Annotated in this window: 21 protein-coding genes and 1 pseudogene; 3 read left to right on the forward strand and 19 right to left on the reverse strand. The window is 65.0% G+C overall.

Annotated features, from left to right (window positions below):
* Window positions 1-17: 17 nt before the first annotated feature.
* The 13 genes and pseudogenes from WJ35_RS20910 to glmS form a co-directional block, all read right to left on the reverse strand.
* Complete coding sequence (locus WJ35_RS20910; RefSeq protein WP_080484400.1) at window positions 18-2,462, reverse strand: heavy metal translocating P-type ATPase; 2,445 nt, start codon at window positions 2,460-2,462, stop codon at window positions 18-20.
* A 75-nt stretch (window positions 2,463-2,537) separates the two neighbouring features.
* On the reverse strand, window positions 2,538-2,939 hold the full coding sequence (gene cueR / locus WJ35_RS20915; RefSeq protein WP_034194857.1) for a Cu(I)-responsive transcriptional regulator: 402 nt from the start codon (window positions 2,937-2,939) through the stop codon (window positions 2,538-2,540).
* A gap of 185 nt (window positions 2,940-3,124) precedes the next feature.
* A complete protein-coding gene (locus WJ35_RS20920) occupies window positions 3,125-4,066 on the reverse strand; it encodes a copper resistance D family protein (RefSeq protein ID WP_069239905.1) in 942 nt (313 codons plus the stop codon).
* Entirely contained in the window at window positions 4,066-4,440 is a 375-nt protein-coding gene (locus WJ35_RS20925) for a copper resistance CopC family protein (protein ID WP_069239906.1), read from the reverse strand. Before WJ35_RS20925 ends, WJ35_RS20920 begins: the two co-directional genes overlap by 1 nt.
* Before the next feature lie 60 nt (window positions 4,441-4,500).
* Window positions 4,501-4,848 (reverse strand): copper-binding protein, encoded by a 348-nt coding sequence (locus tag WJ35_RS20930; protein ID WP_069239907.1) that lies wholly within the window; start codon window positions 4,846-4,848, stop codon window positions 4,501-4,503.
* Between the two features lie 66 nt (window positions 4,849-4,914).
* Complete coding sequence (locus WJ35_RS20935; RefSeq protein ID WP_069239908.1) at window positions 4,915-6,210, reverse strand: multicopper oxidase family protein; 1,296 nt, start codon at window positions 6,208-6,210, stop codon at window positions 4,915-4,917.
* 1 nt (window position 6,211) lies between these two features.
* Window positions 6,212-7,669 carry a TolC family protein gene (locus WJ35_RS20940; RefSeq protein WP_069239909.1) on the reverse strand — a complete coding sequence of 486 codons (1,458 nt, stop codon included), beginning with the start codon at window positions 7,667-7,669 and terminating at the stop codon, window positions 6,212-6,214.
* A 74-nt stretch (window positions 7,670-7,743) separates the two neighbouring features.
* Window positions 7,744-7,953: pseudogene (locus WJ35_RS32315) on the reverse strand (hypothetical protein); the annotation flags it as partial.
* Between the two features lie 88 nt (window positions 7,954-8,041).
* Window positions 8,042-8,446, reverse strand: a complete 405-nt coding sequence (locus WJ35_RS20945; protein WP_069240590.1) for a hypothetical protein — start codon at window positions 8,444-8,446, stop codon at window positions 8,042-8,044.
* A 156-nt stretch (window positions 8,447-8,602) separates the two neighbouring features.
* Window positions 8,603-9,100 carry a TPM domain-containing protein gene (locus WJ35_RS20950; RefSeq protein WP_011881320.1) on the reverse strand — a complete coding sequence of 166 codons (498 nt, stop codon included), beginning with the start codon at window positions 9,098-9,100 and terminating at the stop codon, window positions 8,603-8,605.
* A 2-nt stretch (window positions 9,101-9,102) separates the two neighbouring features.
* Window positions 9,103-9,942, reverse strand: a complete 840-nt coding sequence (locus WJ35_RS20955; protein ID WP_011881321.1) for a TPM domain-containing protein — start codon at window positions 9,940-9,942, stop codon at window positions 9,103-9,105.
* 2 nt (window positions 9,943-9,944) lie between these two features.
* Entirely contained in the window at window positions 9,945-10,586 is a 642-nt protein-coding gene (locus WJ35_RS20960; RefSeq protein ID WP_069239910.1) for a LemA family protein, read from the reverse strand.
* Window positions 10,587-10,862: 276 nt separating this feature from the next.
* Entirely contained in the window at window positions 10,863-12,692 is a 1,830-nt protein-coding gene (gene glmS, locus WJ35_RS20965; RefSeq protein ID WP_010089977.1) for a glutamine--fructose-6-phosphate transaminase (isomerizing), read from the reverse strand.
* Between the two features lie 156 nt (window positions 12,693-12,848).
* On the opposite strand from glmS, the gene WJ35_RS20970 reads away from it, so the two are divergent.
* Entirely contained in the window at window positions 12,849-13,346 is a 498-nt protein-coding gene (locus tag WJ35_RS20970; protein ID WP_069239911.1) for an Lrp/AsnC family transcriptional regulator, read from the forward strand.
* Window positions 13,347-13,380: 34 nt separating this feature from the next.
* Here WJ35_RS20970 and WJ35_RS20975 read toward each other — a convergent pair whose 3' ends face one another.
* Window positions 13,381-13,917, reverse strand: coding sequence for a methylated-DNA--[protein]-cysteine S-methyltransferase (locus WJ35_RS20975; protein WP_069239912.1), 537 nt, complete (start codon window positions 13,915-13,917; stop codon window positions 13,381-13,383).
* A gap of 578 nt (window positions 13,918-14,495) precedes the next feature.
* Between WJ35_RS20975 and WJ35_RS20980 the strand changes: the two genes are divergently transcribed.
* On the forward strand, window positions 14,496-15,785 hold the full coding sequence (locus WJ35_RS20980; protein WP_060231869.1) for an MFS transporter: 1,290 nt from the start codon (window positions 14,496-14,498) through the stop codon (window positions 15,783-15,785).
* A gap of 76 nt (window positions 15,786-15,861) precedes the next feature.
* On the opposite strand, the gene WJ35_RS20985 is transcribed toward WJ35_RS20980, so the two are convergent.
* Window positions 15,862-16,854, reverse strand: coding sequence for a LacI family DNA-binding transcriptional regulator (locus WJ35_RS20985; RefSeq protein WP_230459744.1), 993 nt, complete (start codon window positions 16,852-16,854; stop codon window positions 15,862-15,864).
* A 159-nt stretch (window positions 16,855-17,013) separates the two neighbouring features.
* Between WJ35_RS20985 and WJ35_RS20990 the strand changes: the two genes are divergently transcribed.
* Entirely contained in the window at window positions 17,014-17,850 is an 837-nt protein-coding gene (locus WJ35_RS20990) for an NAD-dependent epimerase/dehydratase family protein (RefSeq protein ID WP_069239913.1), read from the forward strand.
* A gap of 20 nt (window positions 17,851-17,870) precedes the next feature.
* On the opposite strand, the gene WJ35_RS20995 is transcribed toward WJ35_RS20990, so the two are convergent.
* The 4 genes from WJ35_RS20995 to WJ35_RS21010 all read right to left on the reverse strand — a co-directional run bounded on the left by WJ35_RS20995 (window position 17,871) and on the right by WJ35_RS21010 (window position 20,717).
* Complete coding sequence (locus WJ35_RS20995) at window positions 17,871-18,191, reverse strand: DUF1330 domain-containing protein (protein WP_045578281.1); 321 nt, start codon at window positions 18,189-18,191, stop codon at window positions 17,871-17,873.
* 322 nt (window positions 18,192-18,513) lie between these two features.
* Window positions 18,514-18,834, reverse strand: coding sequence for a DNA-binding protein (locus WJ35_RS21000; protein WP_011881331.1), 321 nt, complete (start codon window positions 18,832-18,834; stop codon window positions 18,514-18,516).
* 639 nt (window positions 18,835-19,473) lie between these two features.
* A complete protein-coding gene (locus WJ35_RS21005; RefSeq protein ID WP_069239914.1) occupies window positions 19,474-19,701 on the reverse strand; it encodes a hypothetical protein in 228 nt (75 codons plus the stop codon).
* The gene (locus tag WJ35_RS21010; RefSeq protein ID WP_080484403.1) at window positions 19,698-20,717 is read right to left on the reverse strand and encodes an IS30 family transposase; all 1,020 of its coding nucleotides are present in this window, start codon (window positions 20,715-20,717) and stop codon (window positions 19,698-19,700) included. The genes WJ35_RS21005 and WJ35_RS21010 overlap by 4 nt, the downstream gene beginning before the upstream one ends.
* Between the last annotated feature and the right edge of the window lie 44 nt (window positions 20,718-20,761).

The raw sequence follows: 20,761 nt of genomic DNA on the forward strand, positions 1-20,761 counted from the left end.
GCGAACGCGTGAGCACACTAAATCTTCGCATTGCGCAACCGTAGCGCGTTTGAGATGACGGACGCGGAACTCAAACTCATCGCAAGCGCCGCAATCATCGGCGAGAGCAGCAATCCGGTGAACGGGTAAAGTACCCCGGCCGCCAACGGAACCCCGAGCGCGTTGTAAACGAACGCGAAGCCGAGGTTCTGCTTCATGTTCGCGACGGTTGCTTCGGACAGCTCCCGCGCGCGCGCGATGCCACGCAAGTCGCCCTTGACGAGCGTCACTTGCGCACTGCTCATCGCCACGTCCGTGCCTGTTCCCATGGCAACGCCGACATCCGCCTTCGCGAGCGCCGGCGCGTCGTTGATGCCGTCTCCCGCCATTGCCACAACATGCCGGGCTTGCTGAAGCTTCGTCACCAGGTCGAGCTTGTCGGCCGGCTTGACCTCGCCATGGAATTCGTCGACGCCGAGCTTCCCGGCAACGGCCTTGGCCGTCACCACGCCGTCGCCGGTCGCCATCACGACACGAATGCCGTTTTCCCTCAATGTCGCGAGCGCTTCCGGCGTCGTCGCCTTGATGGGATCGGCTACCGCCAGCAGTCCGGCCAGGCGTCCATCGACCGCCAAGTACATGACGCTTGCTCCTTGTGCTCGCATACTGTCTGCTTCATTGGCTAGCGACTCGACGGATACCTGGTCAGTCTGCATGAGCGCGGTATTGCCGAGCGCCAGCTGTCGGCCGGCGACCAGCCCGCGCACGCCGATTCCCGTCGCGGATTCGAAGGCCTCCGCCCGGTCCAGCGCAAGACCTTGCTCGCGTGCAGCTTTCACGATGGCGGCAGCAAGCGGATGCTCGCTGCCCTGGTCCAGACTGGCGGCCAGTCGAAGCACCTCCTCGTCGGTGAATCCATTTGCCGCTGCGGTGCGCTCGAACGCGGGACGGCCCTCGGTCAGGGTTCCCGTCTTGTCCACGATGAGAACGTCGACCTGGCGCAGGTTCTCGATGGCGGCCGCGTCGCGGAAGAGCACCCCGCTCGATGCCCCCTTGCCGCTGGCGACCATGATGGACATCGGCGTGGCGAGGCCAAGCGCGCACGGGCACGCGATGATGAGCACGGCGACCGCATTGATGAGGCCAAATACCCAGCTGGGCTCGGGCCCGAATATGCCCCACAGGAGGAACGTCAGAAGAGCGACGCTCACGACCCCGACGACGAATACGCCCGCAACCTTGTCTGCCATCCGCTGCATGGGCGCGCGAGACCGCTGCGCCTGCGCGACCATCTGCACGATTTGCGACAGCACAGTCTGGGAGCCGACCTTCTCCGACCGGATGACCAGACTGCCCGTTGCGTTCATCGTCGCGCCAATGACGTGGTCGCCGACGCGCTTCGTGACGGGAATGGGCTCGCCGGTAATCATGGACTCGTCCAACGAACTCGTGCCGTCGGTCACGACACCATCCACGGGGACTTTCTCGCCTGGCCGAACCCGAAGTGAGTCGCCTACATGCACGCGGGACAACGGAATGTCTTCCTCTGAGCCGTCCGGGTTAATGCGGCGCGCCGTCTTCGGGGCAAGGCCAAGAAGTGCCTTGATGGCCGCCGACGTCTGCGAGCGCGCCTTCAGCTCAAGCAATTGACCAAGCAGCGTGAGCGAGATGATGACCGCTGCAGCTTCAAAATACACGCTGACCCGACCGTGGGCGCGGTACGTCTCAGGAAACACACCAGGAAAGACTGTAGCGATGACGCTATATACGTACGCCGCTCCGGCCCCGAGCCCGATGAGCGTCCACATGTTCGGGCTGCGATTGACGAACGAGCGCACACACCGCGCAAAAAACGGGAAGCCGGCCCACAGGACGACTGGCGAGGTAAGGATGAATTCGACCCAACTCTCGGTCGACGACGGCATCAACTGGAACTGATGGCCGGACATTGCCAGGACGAAGACGATGGCAGTCAGCGGCAGCGTCCACCAGAATCGACGGCGGAAATCGACCAGTTCGGGGTTTTCACCTTCTTCAATTGTCGGCAGCACCGGCTCGAGCGTCATGCCGCACTTCGGGCATTGCCCCGGATGGTCCTGGCGGATTTCCGGATGCATCGGGCACGTGTAGATTGTGCCGTCCGGCATAGCAGGCGATGCCGCAGCACTCGATGGCTCGACGTATTTCGAGGGGGCGGCGTGAAACTTCGTCAGGCAGGCCTGGCTGCAGAAGAAGTATGGCTTCCCGTCGTATTCACTGCGAAAGCGTGATGTCTGCCTGACCGGCATCCCGCATACGGGGTCGTGGAGTTGCGCCCCCGTACCACCGTGGTCGCGGTCTCCCCCGTGGAGATGCGCATGCGCGTCATCTTCGTGTTCGACGGCATGCTGGTGCCCACGCGTGCCATGGGCATGATGTCCGTCTGACGAGTGCGCTGAAACCGGCTGCTGAGGTGCCCCATCGTCTTCACGTTGACTGTTCATCTTGACGCTCCTTCGCTATCGGCACTGATTCGGTGTTATTCGAACCCGGGTGCGAGGCCCGGCCTCTGTCCTGAGTCAGTCGCAATGCGTTTGCCTGGCCAACTCCGCCAATATCGGGCAATCCGGGCGCGAGTCGCCCTTGCAGTGCTGGGCCAGATACTGGAGTGTGTCGCGCATTTCGACGAGTTCGCGGATACGCTCGTTCAGGTCGTCGATGTGCTGCGTCACGAGCTGCTTGACCTCGCTGCTGGGACGTTCGCGGTCTTCCCAGAGCGCCAGCAACGCCGAAATCTGCGTAGTCGAGAAGCCGAGATGTCGCGCCCGTCGCACGAAGCGGAGGACCTCGACATCCTTGGCCGTGTAGACCCGATAGTTCGATGCCGTTCTCGTCGCGGGCCGGATGAGCCCGGCCTCTTCATAGTGACGAATCATCTTGGCTGAAACGCCGGAAGACTTCGCCACCTCACCGATATTCATGACCGCCTCCTTTGGTGGCCCATTTCGAGCCCCAATGATGCACATTCTTGACCTTCCCACTATGGGAAGGTCAAGGAACCTGACCAGATAGAGAAACGGATTTCCGGCGGTCAAGGTCGTTACTCGAGCACGACGTATCTACACGGGCGAACCACCGGCGTGAACGGACGATGATGCTGTGTCGCTCAAGTCGTTCCTGGCAACGGGCTCGAACCAAGCACGGCCGCTACCATCAGCACGCCGACCAGTACGAGAGATTCCACATGGAGCACCCTGCCGAATCGACGGAGCGGCCTCCCAGGAATCGCTTCCGACGGCTTTTTCAATGTCGACAGAAGCGTGGGCATCTCGAAGAAGCGATTGTGTCCGCCGAGTGCGGCGCCAAGCAGTACGAGCGCCAGCTTGAGCATGAGAACTTGCCCGTAAATCGAGTGCAACAGATTGGCGGGAACGTTGACGCCTCGCCATCCGTTGTATGCGCCCGTACTGAACAGGACGATCAGCGCCCAAGTCGATGCATCGGAAAGCGACTGCACGAACGATGCGCTGGTCTGCCGTTCGTTTCCCGGGGCATCGAGCAGGCGCGGCATAACCACGTAAGTCGTCACCAGCACGAGGCCGACCCACGCGCTGATGGCCAACAGATGCAGCCAGTCCACCCAGACCGGCACGCTGAACAGCCCTGCGTCGACGGGATGTCCGGCGTTACTGCGCGCCAGCGCGACGCCCGCTAACGCACCCCATATGGCGAACGGCAAGCGGGTTTCGTTTCCCGACCGCAGGAATGCCAGTACGGCTATGCAAAGCGTGAAAAACGCGCCGACCAGCCACGCATGCCCAAAGCCGGTTCCCGCGAGCATCGACCACACGGCCGGACCGGCGTCGAACAGCGTCGACTCGCTCATCAACGCGCAGTGCGCCCAGAACGACAGCGTGCTCGCCAGCAGCGAGACGATGGACGCCGCTCGAAGCGTGACGACCAGACGCCGGCCGACGCGCTGTTGCCAGGTCGACTCACCGCGCGCAAGCCATTGGCTGCTGAGCAGGGCGCCGACGACGACGGCGAAGCCGACGTTCTGCACGGCGACCGCGACCAGCCTCAAGATGCCGAGGAACCCGTCGTTCATCACTTCACCCTGAACACGTAGGTGCCTTTGGTCTTGTGCGAGTCGGAGGTCATCACCGCCCATTGCACGGCGTAGACACCCGACGCGAGCTTCGGCACGGCAACGGTCATGACGCGTGGATTGGCAGCATCGACCTTCGCTCTTTCCTTTCCGATGGAGGTGCCGCTCGCGTCAGTGACCTTTATCGTGCTGAAGGTCGGTTCGAGGTCTTCGTTGAAGGTCAGGCGCAACGCATCCGGCGCGGCGTCGACGATGGCGCCCGACGCCGGAACGGCACTTTCCAGCTTTCCGTGCGCCAATGCTGCGACAGGCACGACTGCGATAGCGCCAGCCGCAGCAAGGCCGGCAAACTGCCTGAATGTGAGAGTCTTCATGTTCTTGCTCGTCTCGAATGGTGAGGGCGGGGCGCGATACAGGCGCCCCGCTGGATGTCCTTATTGCTTCTGCAGCTTCGTGACGGTGAGCGCGCCGTTCACTTCCTCGGCGACGAAATCGATCTTGTCGCCGGCCTTCACCTGCGACAGCATCGCCGCGTCCTTGACCTTGAAAACCATCGTCATCGCGTCCATGCCGAGATTCTCGAGCGGGCCATGCTTGATGGTCAGCTTGCCGGCGGCCGTGTCGACCTTCCTGATTTCACCGTGCGACATGCTGTCCTTCATGTCGGCGGATTGCATGGTTCCACTGCCCATGCTCATGTTGCCCATGTCGCTGGCCGCGTACGTTGCAGCAGCGAAGGTCAGCGCACAGCCCATCGCAATCGAAACAAGTGCTTTTTTCATCGTGCTTTCTCCAGGGTTGAGGGGGTGAAACGGACGGCCGGGTCAGGCCCGGCCTGGTTGTGTCGTTCAGCCGTCCGGCAGTTCGCCGGTGTATTCGTAGGCCACGGTTCCCTTCGGATGCCTGAACCAGCCCGGGTCGCGGTAGTCGTTCCGGCCCAGCCCTTGCCGGACCTTGACGACGGTGAACATGCCGCCCATCTCCAGCGGACCGAAAGGCCCGGTGCCGGTCATCATCGGCAGCGTGTTGTCGGGCAGCGGCATCTCCATCTCGCCCATCGCGCCGCCGGTGCTGCCCATCGCCATGTAGTCGGGCACCAGCTTGTTGATGCGTTTCGCGAGATCCTTCTGCGGCACGCCGATGAGGTTCGGCACCTGATGGCCCATCGCATTCATCGTGTGATGCGACTTGTGGCAGTGGAACGCCCAGTCGCCGGGGCGGTTCGCGGTGAACTCGATCGCGCGCATCTGGCCCACCGCGACGTCGGCCGTCACCTCCGGCCAGCGCGCGGCCGGCGGAATCCACCCGCCGTCCGTGCCGGCCACCTCGAAGCTGTAGCCGTGCAGGTGGATCGGGTGATTCGTCATCGTCAGGTTGCCGAACCGGATGCGCACGCGGTCGCCCGCGCGCACCGGCAGCGGGTCGATGCCCGGGAACACGCGCGAATTGAACGTCCACATGTTGAAGTCCGTCATCTCGTTGACGCGCGGCGTGTAGCTGCCCGGGTCGATGTCGTAGGCCGCCAGCAGGAACACGAAGTCCCGGTCGACCGGCATCACGCCGCGGTCCTTCGGGTGCACGATGAACATGCCCATCATCCCCATCGCCATCTGCACCATCTCGTCGGCGTGCGGGTGATACATGAAGGTCCCGTGCTTCTCCAGCTCGAACTCGTAGACGAACGTCTTGCCGGGCGGGATGTGCGGCTGCGTGAGCCCCCCGACGCCGTCCATCCCGGAGGGCAGCAGCATGCCGTGCCAGTGCACGGTCGTATGCTCGGGCAGCCGGTTCGTCACGAAGATGCGGACCTTGTCGCCCTCGACCGCCTCGATGGTCGGGCCGGGCGATTGCCCGTTGTAGCCCCACAGGTTCGCCTTCATGCCGGGCGCCATCTCGCGCACGACCGGCTCGGCCGTCAGGTGGAATTCCTTCCAGCCGTTCTTCATGCGCCACGGCAGGCTCCAGCCGTTGAGCGTCGAGACCGGCGTATACGGGCGTCCGTTGGGCGGCACGAGCGGCGGCTGCGTCGCCGCCTTCGCCATCGTCGGTGCTTCGGGGAGCGACGCGGCGCCCGCCTTGCTGACCATCGCGGCACCCAGCAATGCGGCACCCGAGCCGCTCAGGAATGTTCGTCGTGACACCATCTCAATTACCTTCGGACTGCGTGTGCGGCGCCGCGAGCGTGGCTGCGGCCGTCGCTGATTGCTGGGTTGAACGGGCAAAAGCGTCTACTGGACGGTCGGGCGGAGGGAGGCGTCCACCCAGTGCAAGTTGCAGGTCGGTCTCCGCGAGCCAGTAGTCCTTCAGCGAGTCGATGTAGCTGTTGACCGCGCCGACCTGCTCGCGCGAATCCGCGAGCAGCTCGAAGACGCTGGCGAGCATGCCGTTGTAGCGGAGCAGCAGCTCGTCCGAGATGGTCTTGCGCAGCGGCACGACCTCGTCGCGATAGTGCTTCGCGATGTCGTAGTTCGTTACGTAGGCGACGTACGATTCGCGGACCTCGGAGCGTGCGTCGACGGCCGTCTGTGCCAGCTTGCTCGCCGATTGCATGTACAGCGCTTCCGCCCGCGCAACCTTGGCACTGCCCCAGTCGAAGACGGGAATCTCGATGCTGATCTCGTAGCCGTGCTCATGCCCCTTGTCGGTCTCGTAGTTGTTCAGATACCCGACATCGAGCGCGTTGATGAAGCGCGTCGCCTTGCTCAGGCCGAGGGACGTCGCGACACCTTGCGTGCGCAACCTGGCGGCCTGGATGTCGAGCCGGTTCTGCATCGCGAAGACCTCAAGGTCCTTCAGTTCCGGCCGCTCCTTGGGCAAGTCCGGCAGCCGCTCCGGCAAGCTGTATTGCGTCGCCGCGCCCCAAACGCCCATCACGCGAGTCAGCTTTTCTCGCGCTGCAAAGGCCTGTTGCCGCGCCTTCGCAACCTGAGTCGCCGCGTCGGCGTAAAACGCCTGCTCGCGCGCGTAGTCGAGCCGGCTGGCGTTGCCGGCCTGCTGCATCCGGTGCGCCAGTTCTGCTCCGGCACTGGCGGAGTCCTTGACCTGTTCCGCATACTTCGCGGACTGCTCCGCTGCCACGGCGCTCACGTATGCGCGGCGGGCGTCAGCGGCCACTTTGAGCATCGCATCGGCCGTCTCGAGTTTGGTCTGCTCGAAGCGGCGGCTTTCGATGCGCGTGGCCAGCGGCAGCGTCAGGATGGCCAGCACGTTCGCGGAAAACGTGCGCGTGATGCCGAAGTTGTCGCTCCAGTGCGTGCGGCTGAAACTGAAGCCCGGATTGGGGAGGCGACCGGCCTGGACAAGGTCCGCTTCCGAGATTCCCAACTCGGCGTAGGACGCCTGCAGTCCCGCGTTATTGAGCAAGGCGACCTGGACGGCGTCATCCATGGCCAGCGGTTTTCCGAGCAGTTCGCGCGTGCGTTGCGCGACCGCGTCACGGTCCTGCTCGGTACGGACGAACAGCGCCTCTTTCCCGAGCCGCTCCGATGCGGTGGTCGAGACGGTATTGAAACCGCCATCCCTGGAAAACGTCGTACAGCCGGCGAGCACGACCAGCGCGACGGCACCGGCAATCAACCGAATGGAAATGCGTCGCTCGATCATTGGCCGTCCCTCTCGTGTGTCGAGTGATGACTCGTGTTCGAGGGGCTGCTGGAGGTTGCCTCGCGCTTCGAGCTGGGGCGTGCCGGCGTGACGGCCCGATTTGCCTGTTGCCAGGTGGGCGCCTCACCGTCTTCGTACGGCTGGTAATCGTCAAATGCCGACGGGGCGGCAACGGCCGGGACCGACGCTACCGCGTCTGACGGGTCGGGAACGGACGTCGTAGCGAGGACGAGCGTCGGCAATGCTGCCGCCGCGCCGAGCAGCGCTGCAGATAGGATTCGCATGTTTTTTCTCGTCGAATGTCAGCCGGGCGGCCGGAACGCGCCGCCAAAGCGAGATGAACGCCGCAGCACACACGCTGCGACGCGAAGCTCAGACGAGAAGGATTCGGGGAGGCCGCTCGATGCCAGCGGTCAGAAATGACGCGGCTGCGGTAGAAGAGGAAGGGAAGACAGCGGTGAGTGCGGAATCGAACGACCGCGCGACCGACGGCGCGGTTGGCAATCCAGCGCCGACGCAACACGACACGCAGGTCGAGCACGAGTGCGCGTGGTGGGTATCTGCCAGACTGTGCTGGTGCGTGCCGTGGTCAGCTGCCGCGTGTACGTCGGCCGCTTCATGGTACTGCTCGGCAAGCGGTTGCCCGGCGCCAGTGGCGAACTCGACGTCTTCGTCCGCATGTGCCGCCGCGCACTGCATTGCAATCGCAGCGAACGACTGAACCGGAAGGCTCAGTGCGAGGAACAGAACGAGGAAGAGTTTGCGCCAGTACGACATGGGGCAAAAGTCTAGCATGACGTGACGCGCGTTGCGATGTCGTCATCGTGACGACGCGTAGCGGCATCCGCGAACCGACATGTCGTCGCCGGCGGGAGCGGCATGCGCTTCCTTAGCCGGTCACAGGTCGCGCCGCGTTATCGAATTGGCGGCAGGTCACATCACGACGGGCTTACTGGATAACTCGTCCTGAGGAGGACGGCGAGACGGGTAATGTTTCTTGAGCAGTTCGGTGACGAGCTCAATCCCGTGTATCGAGCCAGACTCGAAGCTGCCAGCCTTGAATGCGGTTTCCATGGTGCGGCAGACCACTTCCCATTCTTCACTTGTGACGCGCGAATGGATGCCTCGGTCCGCGACAATCTCGACGTCCCGGTCGGCCAGCAGCAAGTAGATGAGCACGCCGTTGTTGTGCTCGGTGTCCCAGACCCGAAGCTCCGAGAACACGTCAATCGCGCGCTCGCGGGCGGTCTGTCCTCGAAGCAACGCGGCGCTATGCAATGCGCCCTCTACCGCGAAGCGCAGCTGGCCCGCGTGCGCGACGTGGCTCGCCTTTACCGCTGCCTCGATCTTCGCCAGCGTCGGTTTCGGGAAGGCGGCGTTGACCCGCCATTTCGTCATGAGCAGGTGCCGGATAACGCGTCGGAAATCCATGATTACCATCTCCCCGACGCGCCACCGCCACCAAAGCCACCGCCGCCGCCGCGAAAGATGTCTCTTCCAGAACCTTGCCCCCCTGAATGTCCGCCGATGTAGGGGCCGCCGACGCGCATCCCCATCCCGGCGCCAATCAACGTGAATACAAGGGAAATGGCGCCGGCGACGATGGCGACGAGAACCGCGCCCGACAATAGCCACGCGACGAATCCAACTGCGCTTCCGGTGATGACGGCTCCGGCCAGTCTGCCGAAGAGGGTTCTCAGCACACCGCCCGCCACAATCGTCAGCACGAACAACACCGGCAATAGACTGCCGGCGCCTGGCCCCGGAGATTGGCGGGGAGCCGGAAGTGGTTCCCCATCCACCACGCGCATGATGCCGTCCACGCCGGCCGATACGCCGCCGTAGAAATCGCCCTGCCGGAATCGTGGGACGATGATGTCCTCGATGATGCGGTTGCTCGTGGCGTCCGTGAGCACACCCTCCAGGCCATAGCCGACTTCGATACGCAGCGTCCGGTCGTTTTTGGCGATGATGAGCAGAACGCCGTCGTCCACGCGCGTCCGCCCGAGCTTCCATTGTTCGACGACGCGGATCGAGTACTGCTCGATGGTCTCGGGTTGCGTCGTCGGTACGATGAGCACCGCAATCTGGCTTCCCTTGCGTGCTTCGTAATCCTTCAGCGATTGCTCCAGCGTGCTGCGCTGTTCATCGGACAGCGTGCCCGTCGCGTCGGTCACGCGCGCGGAGAGCGCCGGTACAGGCTGCGCCGTCTGACCGACGGCGTTGCTCCACCAAAACAGCACGGCCAAGGCGACCAGCGCCGCGCGAACCATCTTCAATTTGCGGCTCCGCTCGCCGGCCCCGGCGCGGCACCAAAGTCCACCCGCGGCGGCTTGGCGATTTCCGCTTCGTTCGTGACGGCAAAGTTCGGCTTTTCCTTGTAGCCGAACGCCATCGCGGTCAGATTGTTCGGGAACGAGCGAACCGTGATGTTGTAGTCCTGAACCGAGCGGATGTAGCGGTTCCGGGCGACGGCGATTCTGTTTTCGGTACCCTCGAGCTGGGCCTGGAGGTCACGAAAATTTGCGTCGGACTTCAGCTGCGGATAGTTTTCGGAAACCACGAGCAGCCGGGAAAGAGACGACGTCAGTTGTCCCTGGGCCGCCTCGAACTTTGCGAACGCGGCGGGGTCCGCCAGCAGTTCCGGCGTGGCGCGCATGGCGCCCACTTGCGCCCTGGCTTCGGTCACCCGCGTTAGAACGTCTCTTTCCTGATTCGCGTATCCCTTCACCGTATTGACGAGGTTAGGGACAAGGTCGGCACGGCGCTGATACTGGTTCAGGACCTCGGACCAACTGGCCTTCACCTGCTCGTCTTGGGCCTGTATGGCGTTGTAGCCGCATCCGGACAGCATCACGATGCAGGCCGTCATCAACACCGCAAGACACGCGGCACGAAAAGTCGAAAAGCGTTGCATGTCCTGCCCCCTTACGGCCGGTTGTGTCTGCTGAAACGATGCTAAGCGGCTCGCGTATGACGGGCTTGATTTGCGTCAATGGGGGGGCAGCCCGGCCTTGCGTGTCGACTTCGGATGGATGTCCGCCGCGACAGGCAGGAGGAACGCGACACGGACGCGCGATTCGGGCAAGTGTGGCGAGACTATGCGGCAGTCACACAGCGATTTTTTCGCGGTTGTTTGGTGACAAGGAATCATACGTTCACTGATTGCGACCGCCAAAACCCCCACCGCCCCTCACTCCACCGTCACCGATTTCGCCAGATTCCTCGGCTTATCAATATCCGTCCCTCGCGCAATCGCCGCGTGATACGCGAGCAACTGCATCGGCACCGTATGCAGAATCGGCGACAGCGGCCCGTAGTACTCATTGAGCCGAATCACGTCGATCCCTTCACCCGGCGCCAGCCCGCAATCGACATCGGCAAACACGAACAGCCTGCCGTTGCGCGCGCTGACCTCATGCATGTTCGACCGCAGCTTCTCCAGCAGCATGTCGTTCGGCGCGACGGCAATCACCGGCATCTCGTTACTCACCAACGCGAGCGGCCCGTGCTTAAGCTCGCCAGCCGGATACGCCTCCGCATGAATGTACGAAATCTCCTTCATCTTCAGCGCGCCTTCGAGCGCGATCGGGTAATGCATCCCGCGCCCGAGGAACAGCATGTTGTCCCGGCGCGCGAGCAGCTCCGACCACCCGATGATCTGCGGCTCGAGCGCCAGCACTTTCGCGATCGCATCCGGCAGGTGACGCAGCGCACGCAGATGCTGCTTCTCGTCGTCGTCGCTCAACCGGCCGCGCACCTGCGCGAGCGACAGCGCAAGCAGGAACAGCGCGACCAGCTGCGTGGTGAACGCCTTCGTCGACGCGACGCCGATCTCGATGCCCGCGCGCGTCACGAACTGTAATGCACACTCGCGCATCAGCGCGCTGGTGGCGACGTTGCAGATCGCGAGCGCATGCAGCATGCCCGCCTGCTTCGCCGCATGCACGGCGCCCAGCACGTCGGCCGTCTCGCCGCTTTGCGACACCGCGACGACGAGCGTCTTCGGGTTCGGCACGCTGTCGCGATAGCGGAACTCGCTGGCGATCTCGACGCTGGCCGGCACCTTCGCGAGGCGCTCGATCCAGTACTTCGCGGTCAGCGCCGCGTGATAGCTGCCGCCGCATGCGAGCAGCAGCACCGAATCGACGTCGTTGAACACGCGCCACGCGTGGTCGCCGAACAGCTCCGGCATGATCGACGTGACGTCGAGCAGCGTGTCGGCCACCGCCTGCGGCTGCTCGAAGATCTCCTTCTGCATGTAGTAGCGGTACGCCCCGAGATCGGCTGCGCCGCTGTGCGCGGCCACGCGCTGCACGGCGCGCTCCACGCGCAGGCCGTTCGCATCGACGATCCAGTAGCGATGCAGCTGGACGTCGGCGACGTCGCCGTTCTCCAGATAGGCGATCCGGTCCGTGATGCCGGCCAGCGCGATCGCGTCGGACGCGAGGAAGTTCTCGCCGTCGCCGGCGCCGACCACGAGCGGCATGCCGTTGCGCGCGCCGACGATGCGGTGCGGCTCGTCGCGGCACATCACCGCGATCGCGTAGCTGCCGCGCAGGCGCGTGACCGCGCGCCGGACTGCATCGAACAGGTCGCCGTCGTACAGGTGATCGATCAGGTGCGCGATCGCCTCGCTGTCGGTCTGGCTCGCGAACGCGTAGCCGTGCGCTTCGAGTTCCGCGCGCAGCGCGTCGCAGTTCTCGATGATGCCGTTGTGCGACAGCGCGATGCGCGCGTCGTCGTCGCCCGGCGAGAAATGCGGATGCGCGTTGAGCGTGACCGGCGCGCCGTGGGTCGCCCAGCGCGTATGCGCAATGCCGGTGTAGCCCGACAGCGCGCGCTCGGCGATCTCGCGCTGCAGGTTGGCGACGCGGTCGACGCTGCGCGCCCGCGCGAGCGCCCGGTCGCGGTACACGACGACGCCGCACGAGTCGTAGCCGCGGTATTCGAGCCGCTTCAGGCCGTCGACGAGATTCGGCAGGATGTCCCGCTGGGCCACCGCCCCGACGATTCCACACATATCGCGCTCCCTGAATACGTTGTCTGAGTCCGTGACCGCGATAGTAGAGGCAGCAAAATGGAATTAAATTTCAAAATTGGCGTAATCCTGAAACGATGCGGCAATGCGGTAGGATGATGAAATTAAATTCCACATCCATCTCGCAAGGAGCTGCCGATGGCCGGCATCACGCTCGACGATCTCGATCTCCGCATCCTCTCGATCCTGCAGGACGATGCATCGGTGTCGAACCTGGAGCTGGCCGAGCGTGCGCTGTCGTCGCCGCCGACCTGCCTGCGCCGGGTGCGCCGGCTGCGGGACGCCGGCGTGATCAGGCGGCAGATCGCGATCCTCGATCAGCAGATGATCGGCTCGGCGGTCACCGCGATCATCGAGATCAGCCTCGACCGGCAGACGGCGGAGGACTACGACGCGTTCGAGCGCTACGTGTGCGCGGAACCGGCGGTCACGCAGTGCTACCGCGTGTCGCCGGGGCCGGACTTCGTCGTGATCGCCGATCTTGCGGACGTCGCCGACTACGACGCGTTCGCGAGACGGCTGTTTACCGGCGCGTCGAACGTCCGCAACGTGCGGACGTTCTTCTCGACGCATCGCGCGAAGTTCGAGGCGAACGCGCGCGTCGCGCACGCAATGCGCAAGCGTCGCGACGATTGACCCACGGCGGCGCGTCGCACGCGATCCGACGCCTTCAGAACGCGAACGCCTGCTGCGCCGCGTGTCGGTCACCGCGCACGAAGCGCGCGCCTTCGAGCGACAGCAGCGCGCGCTTCCTGTCGATGCCGCCCGCATAGCCGGTGAGGCTGCCCGTCGCACCGATGATGCGGTGGCACGGGACGATGATCGACACCGGATTGCGCCCGACCGCGCCGCCGACCGCGCGCGCCGCACTCATCGGCAACCCCAGGCGCTCGGTGACGTCGCCGTACGACACGAGTTCGCCGAACGGGATCGCGAGCAGTTGCTGCCAGACGCCACGCTGGAACGCGGTGCCGTTCAGCTGAAGCGGTACGGAGAAGGTGTGGCGCGTGCCGCCGAAATATTCGGCGACCTCGTCGGCGATGTGCCGCGCGAGCGATGAAGCGGCGACGTGCGCGTGCTCATCCGCGGCGATCGCGAGCGACGGATAGTATTTCTGGCCGACGAAGAACAGGCCGGTCAGCGCATCGTGCTCGATACGGACAGCGATGTCGCCGAGCGGGCTCGGGATCAGAAGCGCGGGAGTCATCGCGAAGTTTCTCCTTGAGGGCGTTGGCTCGCGTAGCGCGGCATATGCACGCTATTGCGCGCCGCGGCGCCGGCAGCGAACGCATTCGGCGCGTTTACGCAGCGGACCATGTGGCGCTCCACCTAGGGCGACGATACGCACATCCGAACCCGCCGTTGAGGCAGCGATTGCGCGAAGGCATCGTGTCGTAGCAGACAGCGGAGCGGGATCGGCATACATCCGATGACTTTAAACGATCCGCAGCGCAGTTTCCGGCCGAACGCTGACTTGCGCATCCGCGCGCACGGGCTCCGTCACGACCCCGTTTCACCGCACGCGCATCGCGGAAAACGATTGATGTGCACTTTGCGAAACGGTCATCTCTTTTTGCGCGATCGAATTTGAGATGACTCATCGAAATCCCGGACTGACATCGCCCCGACCGGCGGCCTATGCTTGGAAAAACGTTTTCCACCCATCGGTGAAATAGCGGCTGCGCGATGCCTGCGCAGTTGCGGTTCGCCGCGGCGCCCGTCGCCGGTTACGGACTACGTATCGACAGTCGGCGCGACGGGCGCGGCCGCGCAACGGAGACATTCATGCAATCTGCCGTCGTCGGCGTCGCGCGCGTCGCGAGCCGCTACCGCTGGGCCGTGTGCGGGCTGCTGTTCCTGGCCACCGTCATCAACTACATGGACCGCCAGATCCTCGGCCTGCTCGCGCCGATGCTCCAGCACGACATCGGCTGGACCCAGGTCCAGTACGGCCGCATCGTGATGGCGTTTTCCGCGTTCTATGCGATCGGCCTGCTGGGCTTCGGCCGCGTGGTGGACTGGCTCGGCACGCGCGTGTCGTACGCGCTGGCGATGCTGTTCTGGAGCATCGCCGCGATGCTGCATGCGGCCGTCGGCTCGGTGACGGGCTTCGCGTTCGTGCGCGCGCTGCTCGGCATCGGCGAGGGCGGCAATTTCCCGGCGGCCATCAAGACCACGGCCGAATGGTTCCCGCGCCGCGAGCGCGCGCTCGCGACCGGCATCTTCAACTCGGGGGCGAACATCGGCGCGGTGTTCGCGCCGGCGATCATCCCGGCGATCGCGCTCGCCTACGGCTGGCGCGCGGCGTTCGTGATCGTCGGCGCGGTCGGCCTGCTGTGGCTGGTCGTATGGCTCGCGTTCTACCGGCCCGCCGACCCGCAGGCGCTCAGCCGGGCGTTCGACGAGCCGCGCGACGAGGCCGAAGCGCTCGACGCCGCCAACGCGAACGCCGGTGCGCCCGGCTGGGGCATGCTGCTGCGCAAGCGCGAAACGCGGGCGTTCCTGATCGGCAAGTTCCTGACCGATCCCGTCTGGTGGTTCTACCTGTTCTGGCTGCCGAAGTGGCTCAACGAGTCGCGCGGGATGGACATGCAGCACATCGGCCTGCCGCTCGTCTGCATCTATGCGCTCACGACCGTCGGCAGCATCGGCGGCGGCTGGATCTCGTCGACGATGCTGCGCTCCGGCTGGAGCGTGAACGCCGCGCGCAAGACGGCGATGCTGATCTGCGCGTGCTGCGTGCTGCCGATCGCGTTCGTCTCGCAGGTGCAGAACCTGTGGGCCGCGGTGCTGATCGTCGGGCTTGCCGCCGCCGCGCACCAGGGCTGGTCGGCGAACCTGTTCACGACGGCGTCGGATATGTTTCCGCGCCGCGCGGTGGCGTCGGTGGTCGGCATCGGCGGGATGGCCGGCTCGATCGGCGGCGTGCTGTTCTCCGAGGTGATCGGCCAGGTGCTGCAGCGCACGGGCCACTACTGGGTGCTGTTCGCGATCGGCGCGCTCGCGTATCTGCTGGCGCTCTCGGTCATGCATGCGCTCACGCCGCGCATGGCGCCCGCGAAGCTCGATGCCTGAATTGATGCGCGAATTGATGCCTGCATTGATGCCTGATGCCGCGACCCGGGCCGTTCGCGGCCGCGCGCAGCCGTGTTCAGCGGCACGCGGCCGTCGAGCCCCTGACGATCAGCCGCGGCTCGAACGTCGAGTAGCCGGCGTCCGCGTGGCCGGCGAGCGCGTCGATCAGCTTCTGCATCGCGAGCTCGCCCATCTTCTCGCTCTGGATGTCGACGGTGGTCAGCGCGGGCGATGCGTATTCGCCGTAAGGCACGTTGTCGATGCCCGCGACCGACACGTCCTGCGGCAGCCTGAAGCCGAGCGACGCGGCTTCCTTCATGAAGCCGAGCGCGATCAGGTCGTTGTAGCAGATCACGGCCTGCGGGCGCCGCGGCCCGAGCATCACGCGCGAGCACGCGCGTTCGCCGGCCTCGGCGGTCGGCGCGTGCGCGTCGTGCACGTCGAGCGTGAGCCCGGCTTCCGCGAGGCAGTCGCGCGCGCCCTGGATGCGCTCGTCGTTGATGCGCGCCTGCCCGAAGCCGAGGTACGCGATGTGCCGGTGGCCGAGATTCAGCAGATGGCGCGCGAGCATGTAGGTCGACAGCCGGCTGTCGATGCCGACGCCGGGAATCGGCAGGTCCGGGCTGCGCCGCAGCAGCACGAGCGGCTTGTGGAGGCCGAGCATCCAGCGCAGGCCCTCGTCGGGCGCGCGCGAGCTGACGATCAGCCCGTCGACGCGCGGCGCGAGCGCCTCGATCAGCGCGCGCTCGCGGGCCTGGTTCTCGTCGGTATCGACGAGCAGCAGCGTGTAGTCGTGCTGGAGCGCGACCCGGTTCGCGCCTTTCACGACGTTCGTGAAGTGCGGATTGCTGATGTCGAGGATGACGAGGCCGATGGTGCGCGTGCGCCCCGTGATCATCGACCGGGCGAGCGGGTTCGAGCGATAGCCGAGCTTGTCGATCGCGGCCTTGAGCCGCGCCTCGACCGTCGGCGAGAACCGCTGCGCGCCGTTCACGTACTTCGACACCGTCGCGACCGATACGCCCGCTTCGGCGGCGACGTCGCGAATCGTCGGGGAAACTTTTTTCATGCGGAGGGTAACGTTTTCTTCGCTGGGCACGGGATTGTGGCAGAAAAAGCCGGCGCGCAAAGCGCAAGCCGGGCGACGGCTTCGGTCATTGACGCCGCGCCCGCATCAAACCTATAGTTGGAAAACGTTTTCCAATCAAGCCAGTTCCAAGGAGATTCGATGAACGCCTCAACCACCGAAGCGGGCAAGCCGTTCCGGCGCCTGCTGCTGACGGGCGCGGCCGGCAATCTCGGCTGCCAGTTGCGCGGCGCGCTCGCCGACTGGGCCGACGTCGTGCGCGTCAGCGACGTCGCGCCGCTGGGCGACGCGGCCGCGCACGAGGAGGTCCGGGTCGCCGACCTCGCGGACCGGCAGGCGGTCGCGGCGCTCGTCGACGGCGTCGACGCGATCGTGCATCTCGGCGGCATTTCGGTCGACGCGCCGTTCGACGACCTGCTCGAAGCGAACATCCGCGGCACGTACAACCTGTACGAAGCGGCGCGCAAGCACGGGGTGAAGCGGATCGTGTTCGCGAGCTCGAATCACGCGATCGGGTTTCATCCGGTGACGGAAGTGCTCGACGCCGATGCGCCGCAGCGTCCGGACAGCCTGTACGGCGTGACGAAGTGCTTCGGCGAGGCGCTGTCGCGCTACTACTTCGACCGCTTCGGCATCGAGACGGTGTGCCTGCGGATCGGCTCGTCGTTCGAAGCGCCGAAGAATCCGCGCATGCTCGTCACCTATCTCAGCTATCGCGACTTCATCGAGCTCGTGCGCTGTTCGCTGCTGACGAACCGCGTCGGGCACGTGGTCGTGTACGGCGTGTCGGACAATCCCGTCAAGTGGTGGGACAACACCAAGGCGGGCTTCCTCGGCTTCCGTCCGCGCGACAGCTCCGAGCAGTTCGCCGGGCGCTTCGCGCTCACCGCGCCGAGCGCCGATCTCGACGATCCGGCGCAGCGTTTCCAGGGCGGCGGATTCGTCGTCGGGGAGCCGATGGAGCGCGGCGCGAACTAGACGCCGCGGCGGCGGCGGGTTCAGCGCAGGATGTCCGTCGCCTTGTGCGACGCATCCACGCCGTCGATCAGGATCAGCGGGCCGCTCGCGTGCCGCGTGCGCAGCGGCTGGATCTGCCGGTAAGCGTCGGAGTCGTACCACGCGCGCGCGGCGGCGAGATCGGGAAACGCGATCGCGATCAGATCGCCGTGCCACTCGCCTTCGCGCACGTCGGGCCGTGCGCCATGGATCGCGAAGTGGCCGTCGAACGGCGCAAGCGTGCCGTCGATGCGTTCGAGGTATTCGACGATGTCGTCGCAGATTTGAACGTCGTGCAGGTGGGCGATGGCGTAGGCGGTCATGTCGGGCTCCTTGGCGTCGATGCGATGCGTTGATCGATGACGCCATGATCGGCACGCGCGCGACGCGCGTCGATTACCTGCGACGTAAGCAAATCTGCGCGGCTGTATGCGATGCGTTCACGCGCGCTGGCGCACCGGTGGCGGCGCCGGATCGGGTGTGGAATGGGCCGCTGGCGACGATGGTCGCGGGCCGCGCGGGTGGTGCAGCCGCTGGCGGTGTAGCAGATCGCCGCGCGATGTTGAGCGCGGCGTTACCGGAAGGGGATGGCGGGCGGCGCACTAATGGCGCCGACGGTGCGTCGCTCGGGTGCGCTCACACCGCTCACACCGGATACGCATCGTCGACTTTGAGGTTGGCGAGGCGGAACAGCGTGCGCAGCGTTTGCGGGTGAATGTCGCGGTGCGCGGCGAGCGACGTCAGCATGAAGTCGAGGACTTTCGCGTAGCGCAGCAGCACGAGGCAGCGCGCGAGGTCGGCGCGGCCGCGCATGTCCTCGGCGTAGCGCACCATCTCGGTCGACAGCGAGCGGGCCATCTCGAGTTCCATCTGCTGCTTTTCGGTCCATTCAGGCTGCGGCTGTTCGAGCAGCTTCGCGAGAAAGATCTGGAACGACGTATCGGACGAGTTGGGCAGCGTATCCATGAAATGCCTCGCAACTGGCGTGGATCGTTCGGGCTTGGCCTGAACCGGGTTCGTATATGCGCCGCTCGGCGGCGCGGCTGTTGCTGCAACGAATGCAGGTTCCGTACCAGCAACGCGATCCACTTGCCCGGCCGGTCGCGCGCGGCGCGCCGCGATGGCTGCTGTGGCGCGTCGGGACTGGCTCGCGCGGGATGTCGCGGCGTCCGGCGGACGGTCGTGTATGGTGGCGTGCGGCACGGAAAACTCGTCCGGACCGATGAAATGCTTCACCGATGTAACGTAACGCCATGGTGACGCCAGTCGCATTTTCGGGCGCGGACGCGGTGGTGTCGAGGCGTGTGCGCGGGAGGTGCGCCGGGCGGGGGTGTGCGCGGTGGGGGCGGTTGCGTGGGGTACTCGATACGGGCGTCGGTCCAAGCACGCGATTGCGTGCGGTGCGCACCGGACGTTTCATCGGTGAGACGTCCTGCCGTTGCCAGGAGTTCGTGTCTGACATGCGTTGAACTTCGGGCCTCAGACCTCTGGCCGACGTTCGAGCGCTCGGGGTAAACCAGCGCGGGCTGCGTCATCGCGCACTCCAACCGTGCCGGGATGCGGTGCGCTTCCCAACTATGTTGCGCGGGGCGGCTCCCCTCTGCGTCAACGCAGCGACCTCCGATCGGAAGCGACCGTACGGGCGCCGATCTTGTGGCGCTGCATCTGCAACCGCTCGACGGTCGTGAGCGCGTAGCGTTCAGCGGCGGGCGATGCCTCGACGCCGTATGCCTCAGCCGGAAACCGGAAATCCTTTGCCCGCGCGCACACGCATATCAGCCGCGCGTCCCAATTCGACACGCGATCACCATGCAGGGCGGTCTCAAGAATCAAGTGCAACGTTTAGCCAACCCGGTGGCAGCCAATTCCATCGCCATGGCCTCTTCGGGGGTTTTCCAGTTGAGGGTTTGACGAGGGCGTCCGTTCATCAGCTTGGCAATATCGTTCAACTGCATCTGGGTCACGCCTGACAGGTCCATTCCTTTGGGTAGAAACTGGCGCAGCAGGCCGTTGGTATTTTCGTTGCTGCCTCGTTGCCAAGGCGCGTAGGGATCCGCGAACCAGATATCCAGATTCAATCGTTCAGCCAGCTCGACATGACAGGTCATTTCCGATCCGCGATCGTAGGTCAGGCTTTCCCGCAGAAAGGCCGGCAGCTTCTTCATCTGGCGCGTGAAGCCTTCCAGTGCATCCTCGGCCGTGCAGCCATCCATGCGGCACAGCACCACGAAGCGCGTCTTGCGCTCGACCAGTGTGCCGACGCAGGAACGATTGAAGGCCCCCTTGATGAGATCGCCTTCCCAATGACCGGGCCATTGGCGCGTTTCGATTGCCTCGGGCCGATGGACGATGCGAAGTTCTTCCGGCACAAAGCTCTTGCGGGCCAGCGTCTTGCGTGCGTTGCCACGCACCGGTTTCTCCTGACGCAGGGCCTCAATCATGGCCTGCTTCAAGCCGCCGCGGGGATGGGTATAAATCGCCGCGTAGATCGTTTCGTGGCTGACTCGTTGCTCGGGGTTGTCTGGATGCATCTCGCGAAGTCTCGCAGCAATTTGCTGCGGCGACCAGCACCGATAAACCAGATCGTGATGCACCCGCCAGTACAGCGTGCTTCCTGCTGCCAGTTTCGCCTGACGCCGACTTCGCTCGCGGCGCGTCCGATAGGCTCTGGCCGCGCTTGTGGCGTCATAGCAGCGAGGCGCTTCCGTACGATTGCGCGCCAGTTCTCGTGTGATCGTCGACGCGCTGCGGCCAAGCAGCCTTGCAATCGCTCTGACGCTCGTGTTCCGGGCCTTCTCGATCATGATCACCGCGCGCTCTTCGGCGCTCAGATGCTTGTAATTCGTCATCGCAACACCCTATCTCATCAAAGGTGTTGCACTTGAAGCTAGAG

The organism is Burkholderia ubonensis (assembly GCF_001718695.1).
In the GTDB taxonomy this organism is placed as follows: Bacteria; Pseudomonadota; Gammaproteobacteria; order Burkholderiales; family Burkholderiaceae; genus Burkholderia; species Burkholderia ubonensis_B.

Excerpts from the sequence above, each read along its gene's own strand:
- WJ35_RS20975 (WP_069239912.1), bottom strand. The coding sequence starts at position 13,917 with ATGACTCCCGCGCTTCTGATCCCGAGCCCGCTCGGCGACATCGCTGTC.
- WJ35_RS20920 (WP_069239905.1), bottom strand. The coding sequence starts at position 4,066 with ATGAACGACGGGTTCCTCGGCATCTTGAGGCTGGTCGCGGTCGCCGTG.
- WJ35_RS20935 (WP_069239908.1), bottom strand. The coding sequence starts at position 6,210 with ATGGTGTCACGACGAACATTCCTGAGCGGCTCGGGTGCCGCATTGCTG.
- WJ35_RS20910 (WP_080484400.1), bottom strand. The coding sequence starts at position 2,462 with ATGAACAGTCAACGTGAAGACGATGGGGCACCTCAGCAGCCGGTTTCA.
- glmS (WP_010089977.1), bottom strand. The coding sequence starts at position 12,692 with ATGTGTGGAATCGTCGGGGCGGTGGCCCAGCGGGACATCCTGCCGAAT.
- WJ35_RS20930 (WP_069239907.1), bottom strand. The coding sequence starts at position 4,848 with ATGAAAAAAGCACTTGTTTCGATTGCGATGGGCTGTGCGCTGACCTTC.
- WJ35_RS21000 (WP_011881331.1), bottom strand. The coding sequence starts at position 18,834 with ATGGATACGCTGCCCAACTCGTCCGATACGTCGTTCCAGATCTTTCTC.
- WJ35_RS20970 (WP_069239911.1), top strand. The coding sequence starts at position 12,849 with ATGGCCGGCATCACGCTCGACGATCTCGATCTCCGCATCCTCTCGATC.
- WJ35_RS20985 (WP_230459744.1), bottom strand. The coding sequence starts at position 16,854 with ATGAAAAAAGTTTCCCCGACGATTCGCGACGTCGCCGCCGAAGCGGGC.
- WJ35_RS21010 (WP_080484403.1), bottom strand. The coding sequence starts at position 20,717 with ATGACGAATTACAAGCATCTGAGCGCCGAAGAGCGCGCGGTGATCATG.
- WJ35_RS20950 (WP_011881320.1), bottom strand. The coding sequence starts at position 9,100 with ATGGATTTCCGACGCGTTATCCGGCACCTGCTCATGACGAAATGGCGG.
- WJ35_RS20945 (WP_069240590.1), bottom strand. The coding sequence starts at position 8,446 with ATGTCGTACTGGCGCAAACTCTTCCTCGTTCTGTTCCTCGCACTGAGC.
- WJ35_RS20940 (WP_069239909.1), bottom strand. The coding sequence starts at position 7,669 with ATGATCGAGCGACGCATTTCCATTCGGTTGATTGCCGGTGCCGTCGCG.
- cueR (WP_034194857.1), bottom strand. The coding sequence starts at position 2,939 with ATGAATATCGGTGAGGTGGCGAAGTCTTCCGGCGTTTCAGCCAAGATG.
- WJ35_RS20990 (WP_069239913.1), top strand. The coding sequence starts at position 17,014 with ATGAACGCCTCAACCACCGAAGCGGGCAAGCCGTTCCGGCGCCTGCTG.
- WJ35_RS20925 (WP_069239906.1), bottom strand. The coding sequence starts at position 4,440 with ATGAAGACTCTCACATTCAGGCAGTTTGCCGGCCTTGCTGCGGCTGGC.
- WJ35_RS20955 (WP_011881321.1), bottom strand. The coding sequence starts at position 9,942 with ATGGTTCGCGCGGCGCTGGTCGCCTTGGCCGTGCTGTTTTGGTGGAGC.
- WJ35_RS20980 (WP_060231869.1), top strand. The coding sequence starts at position 14,496 with ATGCAATCTGCCGTCGTCGGCGTCGCGCGCGTCGCGAGCCGCTACCGC.
- WJ35_RS20960 (WP_069239910.1), bottom strand. The coding sequence starts at position 10,586 with ATGCAACGCTTTTCGACTTTTCGTGCCGCGTGTCTTGCGGTGTTGATG.
- WJ35_RS20995 (WP_045578281.1), bottom strand. The coding sequence starts at position 18,191 with ATGACCGCCTACGCCATCGCCCACCTGCACGACGTTCAAATCTGCGAC.